The sequence below is a fragment of the Enterococcus sp. DA9 genome, from assembly GCF_008000875.1.
Taxonomy (GTDB): domain Bacteria; phylum Bacillota; class Bacilli; order Lactobacillales; family Enterococcaceae; genus Enterococcus_B; species Enterococcus_B lactis.
This window is the reverse complement of record NZ_CP042839.1, coordinates 414397-427443: the sequence shown is the minus strand read 5'-3', so window position 1 is coordinate 427443 and position 13047 is coordinate 414397. Positions and strand designations below refer to the sequence as shown.

Below are 13047 nucleotides of genomic sequence, written 5' to 3'. Positions count from 1 at the left end.
TAATGAAGTAGAGGTATCAGCTATGGAACGAGATTGGGAAGCATTTTTAGCACCATATGAACAAACTGTATCAGAATTGAAAGTGAAACTGCGGGGAATCCGTAAACAGTTTCGTGAACAAAATCGTCATGTTCCAATTGAATTTGTCACTGGGAGAGTCAAACCAGTTGACAGTATCGTAACAAAGTCACAGTTACGTCATATTCCAATGGGACGCTTAGAAGAAGAAATGTCTGATATTGCCGGCTTAAGGATCATGTGTCAGTTTGTAGAAGATATCCATCAAGTTGTTGAGATTATCCGTAAAAGAAAAGACATGAAAGTTCTTCAAGAACGGGATTACATCACTAATAAGAAAGCAAGCGGCTACCGTTCGTATCATCTGGTGATCGAGTATCCTGTACAGCTGATCAGTGGTGAGAAGAAAATTTTGGCGGAAATCCAAATACGGACCCTTGCGATGAATTTCTGGGCAACGATCGAGCATTCGCTGAATTATAAATATCAAGGCGTTTTTCCAGAAGAAATGAGCGAACGACTTCAGCGTGCGGCAGAAGCTGCGTATCAACTGGATGAAGAGATGTCCAGTATCCGTGAAGAAATCCAAGAAGCACAGCGATTGTTCTCCCATGGAAGAGGAAAATCAGATGATGTCTACTATCGAACGCTTTTGAAGAAAGAAAGCGAAAGAGAGGAGGCAGGGGATGAAAGTAGCGATCGTTCACAATAAAGAAGCAAAGACTATAGAAGTGGCTGAGCGCTTGAACACACTATTAGAACAAGCTGGGATCCAGAGAGATGATCATGAACCAGAGTTGGTCATCTCAATTGGTGGAGATGGCACATTATTATCGGCATTTCATCACTACAGTCATTGTCTGAATGATGTGCGTTTCTTAGGCGTGCATACAGGTCATTTAGGGTTTTATACTGATTGGCGAGATTACGAGCTGGAAGAACTAGTAGACAGCTTGCGAACAAATCGGGAACAAAGTGTCAGCTATCCCTTGCTGGATGTTCGGATCAGTTATTTGGATGAAACGCCTGATCAGCATTTTTTAGCACTAAATGAATCAACGATTAAACGGGCCAATCGTACGATGGTAGCCGATGTATACATTAAAAATGAATTGTTTGAAAGTTTCAGAGGAGATGGATTGACGATTTCTACACCCACTGGTTCGACTGCCTATAATAAAAGTGTCGGCGGTGCAGTGATCCATCCTAGTATCAATGCCTTTCAATTGGCTGAGATTGCTTCGCTGAATAATCGAGTGTTTCGTACTTTGGGTTCTCCAATCGTGATTGCCCATGATGAGTGGTTAGAAATAAAATTGGAAAATACAGAAGATTATCTTGTAACGGTTGATCAATTGAATGTCGCAAAAGCCGATATCCGTTCTATTTATTATCGAATAGCAGAAGAACGGATCCATTTTGCTTCTTATCGACATATGCATTTTTGGCATCGCGTGAAAGATGCCTTTATTGGTGAGGATTAATATGCAGTTTACATGGGATTATGAGAAAGATCATTCTCAGCAGGTAAAATATTTTTTAAAAGAAAAAGGGATCTCAAAAGGTCTGTTAGCGAAAATAAAATTTCAAGGCGGTCAAATCAAAGTCAATGATCAAGTAGAAAATGTCTTGTTTTCTCTAGCCAAGGATGATAAGGTAACCATTGTGATTCCTGCTGAAGGAGAACATGAAACCGTACTTTTGGACGAAACGCCGATCGATATCGTGTATGAAGATGAACATGTTCTGGTAGTAAACAAACCAGCAGGCGTTTCGTCCATTCCTGCCCAATACCATCCAAATGGGACAATGGCTAATCGTGTAAAGGCTTATTACAAAAAACAAGGGTACGAAAACCAAGTAATCCATGTAGTTACACGACTAGACCGTGATACGTCTGGCTTGATGCTTTTTGCCAAGCATGGGTTTGCGCACGCAAAATTAGACACGCAACTTCGTGAAAAGAAGTTTGTAAAAAAATATCAGGCATTAGTCAGTGGAATGCTTTCAAATTTATCGGCACATGGTCATATCGATTTGCCGATTGCCCGAGATTATTCTTCGCTACTGAAGCGAATGGTCTCTGATGAAGGACGTTCTGCACAGACGGAGTACTGGATAGAGAAGCGACTAACAGAAATCGCGTTAGTTGATATCCAGCTGCATACAGGAAGGACACATCAAATAAGAGTTCATTTTTCCGCCATTGGCTGTGCACTGCTCGGTGATGATATGTATAGCGGACGAATGGATCTGGGAATAAAAAGACAAGCCCTTCATTGTTATGATCTGCGTTTTTACCACCCATTTACAGAAGAGCTGCTAGAGTTCAAGCAGCCTTTAGCCGCAGACATGGAGGCAGTTGTGAGACGGTTTGAAGAATAAGGCGAGGTGAGATTGGTTTGGATGAAAATCAAGAATTAGAGGAAAGATTTGCCCAGTTGACTCAAGATTTAAGGGAAAATAATATTCAGGCATTCAGAAACAGTTTTTTAGAGATGCATATCTATGAGCAGGGGCAATTCTACCAATCTCTTACAGAAGAGAACAGGCAGCTGATCTATTCCTATCTGTCGCCTAAAGAATTAGCGGATATGTTCGATGTGATTGAAGAAGACAACGAACATATGAAAGAATATCTGGATGAGATGCGTCCTAGCTATGCAGCAGATATGCTTTCTGAGATGTATACAGATAATGCTGTCGATTTGCTTAATACGTTAGATAAAAAGCAAATTGCTAAATATTTAAGTTTGATGTCTGCAGACGATGCCAGTGAAATCAAGGAATTGCTCCATTACGAAGACGAAACAGCTGGTGCAATCATGACTACTGAATTTGTTTCGATCGTAGCAAATCAAACCGTTCGCTCTGCGATGTATGTGCTGAAGAATGAAGCAGATGTTGCTGAAACAATCTATTACATCTATGTCGTTAATCAAGAAGGTCAACTAGTGGGGGTTATTTCTCTACGCGACCTAATCGTGAATGATGATGATGCTATGATTTCTGATCTGATGAGCGAGCGGGTGCTTTCAGTTCATGTAGGCGACGACCAAGAAGATGTGGCACAAACATTCAGGGATTATGACTTCTTAGCTCTTCCTGTTACCGATTATGATGATCATTTGTTGGGAATCGTCACAGTTGATGACATCATTGACGTTATTGATGATGAAGCTGCCAGCGATTATTCAGGACTTGCCGGGGTCAATGTGGAAGAAATCAATGAAAATCCAGTAAAGGCAGCATCTCGACGTTTGCCTTGGCTAATCACTCTGTTGTTTTTAGGTATGTCTACTGCTTCTTTGATCAGTCATTATGAAGACTTGGTAAGTGAAGCGAGCATTTTAGCGGTCTTCATTTCGCTGATCACAGGAACAGCTGGTAATGCTGGAACCCAGTCGCTGGCTGTGGCTGTCCGTCGACTTGCAATCTCTGATGACAAAGATCACGGGTTTGTCCGACTTGTTTTGGCTGAAGTCTTGACCGGCGTCGTAACAGGAGCTGTTACAGGGATTACGATTTTTCTGATCGTGGGCTTTTGGAAACATAATTTTATCTTAGGATTTGTGATAGGGATGGCCATGTTGTTTGCGATAACAGTGGCGAATCTTGCAGGTAGTTTGATTCCGATGCTGATGGATCGTCTAGGATTTGATCCAGCGGTAGCAAGCGGTCCATTTATCACGACTTTGAGTGATTTGACAAGTGTACTGATTTATTTCAATATTGCCTCTTTATTTATGGGGTATTTTATGTAAAAAGCAAAAACATTGGCAACAAGTATACTGCTTGTTGCCAATGTTTTTTGTTTATAAGATTATGGCTGAAGTTCAACGATTTTAGTTCCGTGGACTTCACTCACGTTTAATTCTTTAGCTACATGTGCTGCATTCGCTGCTGTTACGCCACCACCGGGCAAAATGATCAAACGGCCATCTGCATAGTCAATCAATTCTTTGAGCCGTGGGAAATGTTCTTCAATCGTTTGATCAGCAGGGCCGCCATGCGTTAAGATACGGTCAACACCGTGCGCTGCTAGCCAATCGATTGCTTCAAATTGCCGTTCTTCAGGAATACTGTCAAAAGCCATATGGAAGGTGATCTGTACGCCTTCTGCGGTTTCGATCAATAGTTCCAATGCTTCTTCGTCTAGCCATCCTGAGGGAGTAAGACAACCAAAAACTACGCCATCCGTCCCTAATTTCTTTGCTTCAATCAAATCAGTATGCATAATTTTCAATTCGATATCGTTATAGACAAAATCGCCCCCTCTAGGACGGATAATCGTCATTACAGGGATATTTTTTTCCCCTGCGTAACTTAATGTTTCTTCGATCACACCAGTACTTGGGGTCGTTCCGCCGACCGCTAAGTTGTCACATAATTCGATTCGGTTAGCTCCTCTGGCAATTGCCAGAGGAATAGATGTGTAGTTTTCAGCACAAAATTCTTTGATCATCTGATCTTCTCCTTTGTCTTTCGCTTTCTTCTAGGCATTGTATCATATTTTTACCAGTTGCCAAAGTGAGCATCTAACGGTAAGATAAAACAGAAATGAGGGGGAACTATGTTAAAAAAAATTGACCGAGGACGCCAGTTTTTGGCAGAAAAACATCAGCTGTTCCGCTGTCCAGTTTGCCAAGAAGAGGTAGAAAAGTCTGATAATGGCTTGATATGCAAAAATAATCATCGTTTTGATCTGTCCAAAAAAGGAACACTTTACTTTTTATCCCACGCGGTTAAAACAGAATATGATCAAGAAATGTTCGTTCCAAGGCGTAGAATGATCCAATCAGGCATGTATCAGCCCGTTATTGAGACTATCGCACAGTATCTGCCTAATGAAATCTCGCTATTAGATGTCGGCTGTGGAGAAGGAAGCTTCTTGAATGAACTTTCAAAATTGAAAAAGATTCAAACTGCTGTTGGATTTGATATTTCAAAAGAAGGGGTCTATGCAGCTACGGAACAATCTGTCGAGGCATTTTGGTGTGTAGCGGATTTGACCAATTTGCCATTTGCTGATCAGACATTTAACACGATCTTAAATATCTTTTCGCCTTCTCATTACCAAGAATTCCAACGTGTACTGTCAGAAGATGGAGAGGTGCTGAAGGTAGTGCCGCAAGAAAATTATTTAAAAGAACTGCGTCAGGCTTTTTATCCGAATCAACCTGAAAAGCAAAGTTATTCTAATGATCGTGTAGTCGCAAAGTTTACTGAATCGATGAAACTAACTGAACGTCAGCGTGTGACTTATGAATTTGAGATACCAGAAGAAAATCGAAAAGATCTTTTAGCAATGTCGCCCTTAGAGTGGCAAGTCGAGGAGGAAATCAAAGCAGACTTGTACAAGAATCCTTTGAAAAAGATTACAATTGACATAGAATTATTAAAAGGAACTAAGAGAAAACGGTTTTCTAGTAGTTTTTAAAGAGTAGAGGTTGCAAAAGTAAGTTGAGGGTGTTATAGTAGCAACAAGTTGTTTTTTCATTGGTTTTTATCAGGTTCCTGTTCTGATAAAAGTTAGTGAGAAGAGCTTCACTAACGTAACGACTCGCAGTGACTGACACCGAGTTGATACGTTTTTTTTTATGCAAAAATCAAATTGTCAGAAAATAGAAACGAACATAAATATGAGAGGAATGATCCTGATGAATCATATCGTTTTATTCGAACCGTTAATACCTGCAAACACCGGAAATATTGCCCGTACGTGTGCGGCCACGAATACGCCGCTTCATTTAATTGAGCCCCTAGGTTTTTCAACGGATGACAAACACCTGAAACGAGCAGGGTTAGATTATTGGAACGATGTAAATATTACTTATCACAGTGATTTAGAAGCTTTTTTAACATTTTTAGGTGATCGTAAACTACACTTGATCTCAAAATTTGCTCATAAGGTATACAGTGAAGAAAATTTTGCTGATGGAGAAGAGCACTTCTTTTTATTTGGAAAGGAAACAACTGGCTTGCCAGAAGCGTTTATGCGCGAAAACGAGGAAAAGTGTTTGCGCATCCCTATGAATGATGAGCATGTTCGTTCATTGAATTTATCGAATACAGCTGCAATGATTGTGTACGAAGCACTTCGTCAGCAAGGATTCCCTAATTTAGAATTAACGCACCATTATGAAAATGACAAGCTGGATTAGACAGTTTATTATAGAGTAAAATAAAAGAAAGACAGGAGTTTGCTGCGTATGGAACTATATTTTACCCGACATGGGAAGACACAATGGAATCAGGAAAGACGTTTTCAAGGGAGCAATGGCGATTCTCCGCTTTTGCCTCAAAGTTACGAAGAAATCAAAGCATTTGGGAAAAAAGTAAAATATGTTCCTTTTAAAGCAATTTATTCCAGTACAGCAAAACGAGCATGCGATACAGCAGAAGGTATCAACAAAGAGCTTGCTAGTCCGGTAGAGATTTTCTATACAGATAAACTGCGAGAACTAGGGCTAGGTACTTTAGAAGGACAATCAATCGATGAAATGTATCAGAAATACCCAGAGAATTTGCCGAATTTGCGTAATCACTTAGATCTATATGATCCTTCTCCTTTTCATGGAGAAACGATTGAATCAGCAATCACACGTATTGAAACTGTTGTAGCGGATGCGGTTGCTCAACATAAAAACGGACCTCTTTTATTCGTAGGTCATGGGGCCTCATTAACTGCTGCCATTCAATGGATGACAGGGAAAGAGCTAAGTGAGTTGCGGGAAATGGGCGGTTTGTTCAATAGCAGCCTGACGATTTTAGAGACTGAAGAGCCTTGCAAATTATTGCCGTATAAACTGAAAGTATGGAACCAAACAGATTTTTTAGGAACTGAAACAGCACCAGAACCTTTACTATAGAAGAAGGAGGCGGCTTCCGATGCAGCCAGAAGAAATGCCTTATTTCGTTGGTACAGTTGCCGCGATTTTTTTTCAAAATCCTAGTAATTTTTACAAAGTGCTTTTGGTACACATCAGCGAAACTACAGCTGATTACCGTGAAAAAGAGATTGTAGTTACCGGAAGCTTTGGCGATATTCAAGAAAATGAGACCTATCGTTTTTATGGAGAACTAGTGGATCACCCTAAATACGGAAGACAGCTTAAAGTCGAAAGATATGAGCAAGAAAAACCAACAACTGCGAATGGGATCGTAGCTTATCTTTCCAGCGAAAAATTCCCTGGGATCGGTAAGAAAACAGCAGAGAAAGTCGTCGAGTTGCTGGGAGAAGATGCTATCGAAAAAATCATTGCTGATCCTTCGGTATTAAAACAAATCGCTGGTTTAACGAAGCCAAAAAGAGAAATGCTTGCTGAAACGATTCGTCTAAATCACGGGATGGATCAAGTAATCATGGGATTGAATCGTTATGGATTCGGTAGTCAGTTAGCTTTCAGTATTTATCAGACCTATAAGAACGAGTCTTTGGATATCATCGAAGAAAATCCGTATCAGCTAGTCGAAGACATAGAAGGAATCGGGTTCAAACGCGCAGATAATCTAGCCGAACAAATCGGTATTGCAGCAGATTCACCTAGAAGAATCCGAGCAGCCATCTTGCATCAGATTTTTCAGCATGCTGTTCAAACAGGAGATACATACGTACCGGCGGAAACATTGCTTCAGCAAACCATCCGTATTTTAGAAACAAGTCGTCCAATAGAAATTCTGCCTGATCAGGTTGCTACTGTGATTATCCAGCTTGTTGAAGAAGGAAAAATCCAGCAAGAAGAAACGAATCTTTACGAAAACAGTTTGTATTTTTCTGAATGGGGTATCGGCAATTCCATCCAACGTCTGCTCAGCCGTAAAAAAGAAATCCATTATCCTGAAAAAGAAGTGCAGAAAAATATTCGGCGTATCGAAAAAATATTTGGTATACAGTATGGACCTTCGCAAGAACAAGCAATCGCTGAAGCCATCCGTTCTCCTCTATTTATTTTAACAGGAGGACCAGGTACGGGGAAAACTACTGTGATCAATGGGATCGTCAATCTTTTTGCAGAGTTGAATGGTCTGGAATTGGATCCGTCAAAATATACCCAAGAAATTTTTCCTATTCTGCTTGCAGCACCTACTGGCCGGGCAGCTAAACGAATGAACGAGACAACAGGTCTGCCTGCCAGTACAATCCATCGTTTACTTGGGCTGAATGGACGGGAAAAAACACCTTCAGTCAGCACGAAAGAATTAGAAGGCGGACTTTTGATCGTTGATGAGATGTCTATGGTCGATACATGGCTGGCTAACACATTATTCAAAGCGATTCCGACGAATATGCAGGTTATTCTAGTAGGGGATAAAGATCAGCTTCCTTCTGTCGGTCCTGGACAAGTGCTACATGACCTTTTGGAAATCGAACAAATTCCTAAAATGGAACTCAATCAGATTTATCGACAAGGTGATGGTTCTAGTATTATTCCTCTTGCCCATGAAATCAAAGAAGGACGTCTACCAAAAGATTTCACAAAGAATCAAAAAGATCGTTCCTATTTCCGAAGCGATGCTTATCAAATTGAACCCTTGATTTCTAAAATTGTGGAAAAAGCGAAAAATAAGGGATTCCGTGCACAAGATATCCAAGTATTAGCACCAATGTATCGGGGACCAGCAGGGATCGACGCGTTAAATAAAATGATGCAAGAGATATTCAATCCAGGGAGACCTGGGAAAAAGGAAGTACATTGGAACGACACCGTTTATCGGATAGGAGACAAAGTACTCCAGTTAGTCAATACTCCTGAATTGAATGTATTCAATGGAGATATGGGAGAAATCACGGGGATTATCTTGGCAAAAGATTCGGAAGATAAAGTGGATGAATTAGTTATCCAGTTTGATGCAAATGAGGTCACTTATAAAAGAAACGAGTGGAATAAAATTACTCTTTCTTATTGTTGTTCGATCCATAAATCACAGGGCAGTGAATTCAAAATGGTCATTTTGCCCATGGTTCATCAATATCAGCGAATGCTTCAGCGTAATCTACTCTACACGGCTGTTACTCGGAGTAAGGAACTGTTGATTTTGTTAGGGGAAGAGCAAGCGTATGCCACTTGTGTAGCGAATGAATCGGCAAGCCGAATGACTACGTTGAAATCAAGAATCATCGATAATGGAAAAATGACTATCACTCTGCGGACAAAACTAGCAGCTTATGAAGATTCTTTGATTGGAAATGATCCATTTGAAGATGGGACCTATACAAAAGAGTCGCAGGACATAAAAGAAAAGTTACCTATAAAAGACGACAGTGGAACGAATGAATCGAAAAACCAAGTAATGGAAACAGTGGAACCAGATCTATTTTCTTCATCGGTTGTAGAAGAAAAGAAAGAAGAGATAGAACCTGCTGTTCCCAAGGAGTTCGTTCTTACTGCAGAAGCGATTAATCAGAAATTAGTAGATCCAATGATTGGTATGGAAAACATTACACCGTATACATTATAAAAGAATCTGACGATACGTATGCGCTATTTGTCGGCAATATTGATCACTTAAAAAGCGGATGTGACACGACTTGTGCCTCATCCGCTTTTTGAAATTATTCTTGGTGACTTGTAGTGAAATTGTAGGCTCATGCCGTCTTGGTAAACGGTGTTCAAAAGACAGTTTCTTGGTATGAAGTCAAATTTTTGCAAAAATGTGAACAGGCATTTCCACAAAATTTTTCTACAAACTCGAAACTACTTGAAAAATAACTGGTTTTTTGTAGAAAATTGCAGATCAAAAGGACGAGGAGCGACATCTTCTCCATCTTCTTGACCATATTGCGGCGTTGGTGAAACGATTCGTAATCTGTTTGTTGTGTAGTGATGGAAATATTTCGATTTCAATTGTTTTTTCTGCATAAGTAAAAGGATAAGCCATATGATTTTAAAAATATTGATTCGTTCGACCATGACAAAATCAATGACTGGTTTAGTCGCATCTGCAATTGGAGCGATTGCGATTCCTCCTCCAAAAAAAGGATGCTTCGTTGCTGTACATAAAAATGCATTTGAAAAACTTAACTGCTTTCCTCCTGCATCCACTAGAATTGGAAATCCTTTTTGAGTAAATAAAGTCCGGAGAATAGAGAACAAATACGAAAAAGAACCTAAGTTGTATTTGTTCAATCGTTCTTTTGTAGAAGAATGATTTGTCGCGTGGACGATAGCTGCGTCTAATCCAATACCAAAATTATTAACAGCTATTCCTTTTTTTTCACTTATTTTTTCTTCATAAGCCATTATATGGACTTTATCTGGTGATTGAGCTGCTAAAATCAGCTGAAGTGCTTTTTTAGGATTCTTAGGAAGTCCCGCTCCTCGAGCAAAATCATTTCCAGAGCCTGCTGGAATATAAGCGACAGGAAATTCAACTTCCATCTGATAGAAAGTATCAAGTACCTGATGCAAGGTTCCGTCTCCTCCTACGATGATCAAAAGAGGGAAAGTTTCGATTGTTTCCTGTTCTTCTGTCCAAGGTACTAATGTTTCTTTTGCCAGAATTTCAGCAATCTCCGCATCATGTCCTTTGTATTCACTGTAATGAAGGGTATAGTTGACATGTTTGTTTTTTAATATCGGCAAGATTTTTTCTGCTACTTTATGGCCGTTTCCACTGCCTGCCGATGGATTGATCAATAAATGATAATGGAATTTCATATTTTCCTCCTGCTATTCAATAAAACAAGATATTTTAATCATCCTGTTTGCTGGTTAACCAATAATTAGCAAGTTTTTTCTATTTTTGGAATGAAAGAAACTTGTTTTTACAAAAAAACACCTGTTACAAAATTAATTCTTGGTTATTATAGCAGAAGACTAGGAGAATGAAAAAGGTCTGGAGACCGAAACACACAAAAAAGCCTAGCAAGCGCATCATCCATTACTTACGTAAGGAGAAGTTCCAAGGTTCGGTATGTCCACTTAGACCTTCAGCTGCCTGCTAGACTATTCTCTAGTAAGAGGTTGCTCAAATTCCCACATCCTTTTTTATTTATTTAAGTTTCACAACAATTCTGTTCGTGCAGAACCTACTTCGTCTGCTTTACTGGGAATTCTTATGACCCTTACATTTATCTTATACCATATTTTGAGACTTTTAGCAAACGTTTACATTTTTGCTTGTTTACTTTTTTCAAAAGTAGATAAGACAGATTGAAATAGATGAAAAGTCTGTTATAATTATTGTTTGTTTCACATAATCGCGGTTCATCAACCATCCCGCGTTAAAAAAACTAGGAGAAATGAGGAGAGAAAATGCAAAAAACGAAAAGCAGACAACGGTTGTCCGTAATCGTTTTCAATGGTATCATCATGGCTCTTTATCTAGCGCTAACTATTTTAGTTGCGCCTGTATCCTCAGGGCCAATCCAGTTTCGTATTTCAGAAAGTTTGAATCATTTAGTTGTCTTTAACCGTAAATTACTTTGGGGAGTTTTGGGCGGGGTCATCGTCTATAATGCCTTCTTTGGATTTGGTATCATGGATGTGGTTTTTGGTGGTGGCCAAACATTGCTTTCTTTAGGTCTGACAGCTTTGCTGCAAAACAAAGTGAAAAATGTAAAGATGCGTTTAGTATTGAACACGATCTTCTTTACTATCAGCATGGGATTGATTGCTTACATGCTAGTTCCGACAGGTGGCCAAGCATTTTGGACAACCTATGGTACACTTGCATTAAGCGAGTTCATCATCATGGCTGTTTCAGCACCACTGATGTATTATTTAGATCGTTCGCTTGATTTTGAAAAGCGTGTCTAATTGTAAAAAAACGACAAAAGAAAGCAGCTGAGCTGTATTTCTTTTGTCATTTTTATTATGCTTCTTGGTTTTGCAAATTTTCGATTTCTACCACTTTATAATTCTTTTTCTCTAAGTGGTTGATGATCGTTTCACATACTTTCGGTTCAGTGTTCGCCGGCAGCGTAATCAATGTACGTCGGATGTATTCGTCTTTTTCAATATCAAGAGTAATGCAGCTGGCAATGCTACTGTATTTTGAAATGATTTTTGCGATAGCAGCCAGATCTCCTTGCTTTCCTGTAGAAGCAATTGTCAGCACATAGCTTCCTTGTTCTACGCTCCAAGATTGAGAGAGCATATTAAGTAATGTGCTATGTGTCAAAATACCATAAAAATGATTTTCACTGTCAAGGACAGCAATATAAGGAAGCTCTTTGATCGTAAAGAATACTTTGAAGAAAGAAGTATCCAGATAAATGAACTTTGTGGCATTTTTCAAAAGATGAGTGACAGGAAGCGTCATATCACCGCCGTTTGCTTTATGACGATAGATGTGCATTTTGTAAATATTTCCACGGAAAATATTCCCTGAAGAATCTAAGATCGGTACACAACGGTATCCGGAAGTTTCTAAAATTTTTAATGCTTCTTCTAATGTACTAGTCTCTGTAACGGTTGTCAGATCTTTTTTCTTATATACAAGTGTTTTTAATAGCATCGCTATACCTCCAATTGTCTCATTTTAGCTTAATTTCAAATTAATCATATCATAATTTTATCTAAAACAATAGATAGTTTATTTCACAAATTGACAAGTAAAAAGTTACGTGATACTGTTATTAAGTATAAGTCTGATTCTCAGCAAGGGGGCAGAAGTAAATGGCAAAGAAAAAAGCAGCACTCGCTTGTTCCGTTTGTGGGTCTCGTAACTACACAAAATCAGTCAGTGAAGGAAAAAGCGGTGAACGTTTAGAAATCAACAAATTTTGTAAATATTGTAATCAATATACATTACATAAAGAAACGAAATAAACAGCAAAGGAGGGTGTCTCATGAAATTTCTAAAAAGCGTAAAAGATGAAATCAAACAAGTAACTTGGCCAAACAGAAAACAACTTCGTAAAGATACGTTGGTAGTTATCGAAACTTCTATTCTTTTCGGGTTGATGTTTTACGTAATGGATACAGCAATCCAAAGTTTATTTGGCTGGATCTTAAAATAACTCGCTAGCCACAACGTGCTTTTAGTGCTATAATGAAGCGAAAGAAAAACTTCGGGTGTACT

Annotated in this window: 14 protein-coding genes and 1 riboswitch; of the genes, 11 read left to right on the top strand and 3 right to left on the bottom strand. The window is 39.2% G+C overall.

Annotation, left to right across the window (positions count from 1 at the left end):
• Positions 1-22: 22 nt before the first annotated feature.
• Genes FTX43_RS02890 through mgtE form a run of 4 tightly spaced genes read left to right on the top strand, consistent with a single transcriptional unit; the run spans position 23 to position 3782 of the window.
• Positions 23-730, top strand: coding sequence for a GTP pyrophosphokinase family protein (locus tag FTX43_RS02890; protein WP_002309982.1), 708 nt, complete (start codon positions 23-25; stop codon positions 728-730).
• Positions 705-1502: an NAD kinase gene (locus FTX43_RS02885; RefSeq protein ID WP_002315658.1), complete on the top strand. Its 798-nt coding sequence runs from the start codon at positions 705-707 to the stop codon at positions 1500-1502. The genes FTX43_RS02890 and FTX43_RS02885 overlap by 26 nt, the downstream gene beginning before the upstream one ends.
• 1 nt (position 1503) lies before the next feature.
• Positions 1504-2403, top strand: a complete 900-nt coding sequence (locus tag FTX43_RS02880; protein WP_002335218.1) for an RluA family pseudouridine synthase — start codon at positions 1504-1506, stop codon at positions 2401-2403.
• Between the two features lie 17 nt (positions 2404-2420).
• The gene (gene mgtE, locus FTX43_RS02875; protein WP_002315660.1) at positions 2421-3782 is read left to right on the top strand and encodes a magnesium transporter; all 1362 of its coding nucleotides are present in this window, start codon (positions 2421-2423) and stop codon (positions 3780-3782) included.
• Between the two features lie 59 nt (positions 3783-3841).
• On the opposite strand, the gene FTX43_RS02870 is transcribed toward mgtE, so the two are convergent.
• Positions 3842-4483, bottom strand: coding sequence for a copper homeostasis protein CutC (locus FTX43_RS02870; RefSeq protein WP_002309986.1), 642 nt, complete (start codon positions 4481-4483; stop codon positions 3842-3844).
• Between the two features lie 108 nt (positions 4484-4591).
• On the opposite strand from FTX43_RS02870, the gene FTX43_RS02865 reads away from it, so the two are divergent.
• From FTX43_RS02865 to FTX43_RS02850, 4 genes are all read left to right on the top strand, one after another.
• Entirely contained in the window at positions 4592-5458 is an 867-nt protein-coding gene (locus tag FTX43_RS02865; RefSeq protein WP_002309987.1) for a methyltransferase domain-containing protein, read from the top strand.
• Positions 5459-5678: 220 nt separating this feature from the next.
• Positions 5679-6182: a tRNA (uridine(34)/cytosine(34)/5-carboxymethylaminomethyluridine(34)-2'-O)-methyltransferase TrmL gene (gene trmL / locus FTX43_RS02860; protein ID WP_002320545.1), complete on the top strand. Its 504-nt coding sequence runs from the start codon at positions 5679-5681 to the stop codon at positions 6180-6182.
• 48 nt (positions 6183-6230) lie between these two features.
• Positions 6231-6890 carry a histidine phosphatase family protein gene (locus FTX43_RS02855; protein ID WP_002309989.1) on the top strand — a complete coding sequence of 220 codons (660 nt, stop codon included), beginning with the start codon at positions 6231-6233 and terminating at the stop codon, positions 6888-6890.
• A 19-nt stretch (positions 6891-6909) separates the two neighbouring features.
• Complete coding sequence (locus FTX43_RS02850) at positions 6910-9480, top strand: ATP-dependent RecD-like DNA helicase (protein WP_002314140.1); 2571 nt, start codon at positions 6910-6912, stop codon at positions 9478-9480.
• Positions 9481-9716: 236 nt separating this feature from the next.
• Here the strand turns inward: FTX43_RS02850 and FTX43_RS02845 are convergent, their stop codons facing one another.
• Positions 9717-10679, bottom strand: a complete 963-nt coding sequence (locus FTX43_RS02845) for a diacylglycerol kinase family protein (protein WP_147606722.1) — start codon at positions 10677-10679, stop codon at positions 9717-9719.
• A 538-nt stretch (positions 10680-11217) separates the two neighbouring features.
• A riboswitch (PreQ1 riboswitch) is annotated at positions 11218-11264 on the top strand.
• Between the two features lie 12 nt (positions 11265-11276).
• On the opposite strand from FTX43_RS02845, the gene FTX43_RS02840 reads away from it, so the two are divergent.
• On the top strand, positions 11277-11780 hold the full coding sequence (locus FTX43_RS02840; RefSeq protein ID WP_073490490.1) for a QueT transporter family protein: 504 nt from the start codon (positions 11277-11279) through the stop codon (positions 11778-11780).
• 55 nt (positions 11781-11835) lie between these two features.
• On the opposite strand, the gene cbpA is transcribed toward FTX43_RS02840, so the two are convergent.
• The gene (cbpA, locus tag FTX43_RS02835; RefSeq protein WP_002309993.1) at positions 11836-12480 is read right to left on the bottom strand and encodes a cyclic di-AMP binding protein CbpA; all 645 of its coding nucleotides are present in this window, start codon (positions 12478-12480) and stop codon (positions 11836-11838) included.
• A 161-nt stretch (positions 12481-12641) separates the two neighbouring features.
• Between cbpA and rpmG the strand changes: the two genes are divergently transcribed.
• Positions 12642-12794: a 50S ribosomal protein L33 gene (rpmG, locus tag FTX43_RS02830; RefSeq protein ID WP_002294578.1), complete on the top strand. Its 153-nt coding sequence runs from the start codon at positions 12642-12644 to the stop codon at positions 12792-12794.
• Between the two features lie 20 nt (positions 12795-12814).
• Positions 12815-12985, top strand: a complete 171-nt coding sequence (secE, locus tag FTX43_RS02825) for a preprotein translocase subunit SecE (RefSeq protein WP_002309994.1) — start codon at positions 12815-12817, stop codon at positions 12983-12985.
• Positions 12986-13047: the final 62 nt, after the last annotated feature.

Coding starts and splice junctions, on each gene's coding strand:
- rpmG (WP_002294578.1), top strand. CDS start 12,642: ATGGCAAAGAAAAAAGCAGCACTCGCTTGTTCCGTTTGTGGGTCTCGT.
- FTX43_RS02870 (WP_002309986.1), bottom strand. CDS start 4,483: ATGATCAAAGAATTTTGTGCTGAAAACTACACATCTATTCCTCTGGCA.
- FTX43_RS02855 (WP_002309989.1), top strand. CDS start 6,231: ATGGAACTATATTTTACCCGACATGGGAAGACACAATGGAATCAGGAA.
- FTX43_RS02890 (WP_002309982.1), top strand. CDS start 23: ATGGAACGAGATTGGGAAGCATTTTTAGCACCATATGAACAAACTGTA.
- FTX43_RS02885 (WP_002315658.1), top strand. CDS start 705: ATGAAAGTAGCGATCGTTCACAATAAAGAAGCAAAGACTATAGAAGTG.
- trmL (WP_002320545.1), top strand. CDS start 5,679: ATGAATCATATCGTTTTATTCGAACCGTTAATACCTGCAAACACCGGA.
- FTX43_RS02840 (WP_073490490.1), top strand. CDS start 11,277: ATGCAAAAAACGAAAAGCAGACAACGGTTGTCCGTAATCGTTTTCAAT.
- cbpA (WP_002309993.1), bottom strand. CDS start 12,480: ATGCTATTAAAAACACTTGTATATAAGAAAAAAGATCTGACAACCGTT.
- FTX43_RS02865 (WP_002309987.1), top strand. CDS start 4,592: ATGTTAAAAAAAATTGACCGAGGACGCCAGTTTTTGGCAGAAAAACAT.
- FTX43_RS02850 (WP_002314140.1), top strand. CDS start 6,910: ATGCAGCCAGAAGAAATGCCTTATTTCGTTGGTACAGTTGCCGCGATT.
- FTX43_RS02880 (WP_002335218.1), top strand. CDS start 1,504: ATGCAGTTTACATGGGATTATGAGAAAGATCATTCTCAGCAGGTAAAA.
- secE (WP_002309994.1), top strand. CDS start 12,815: ATGAAATTTCTAAAAAGCGTAAAAGATGAAATCAAACAAGTAACTTGG.
- FTX43_RS02845 (WP_147606722.1), bottom strand. CDS start 10,679: ATGAAATTCCATTATCATTTATTGATCAATCCATCGGCAGGCAGTGGA.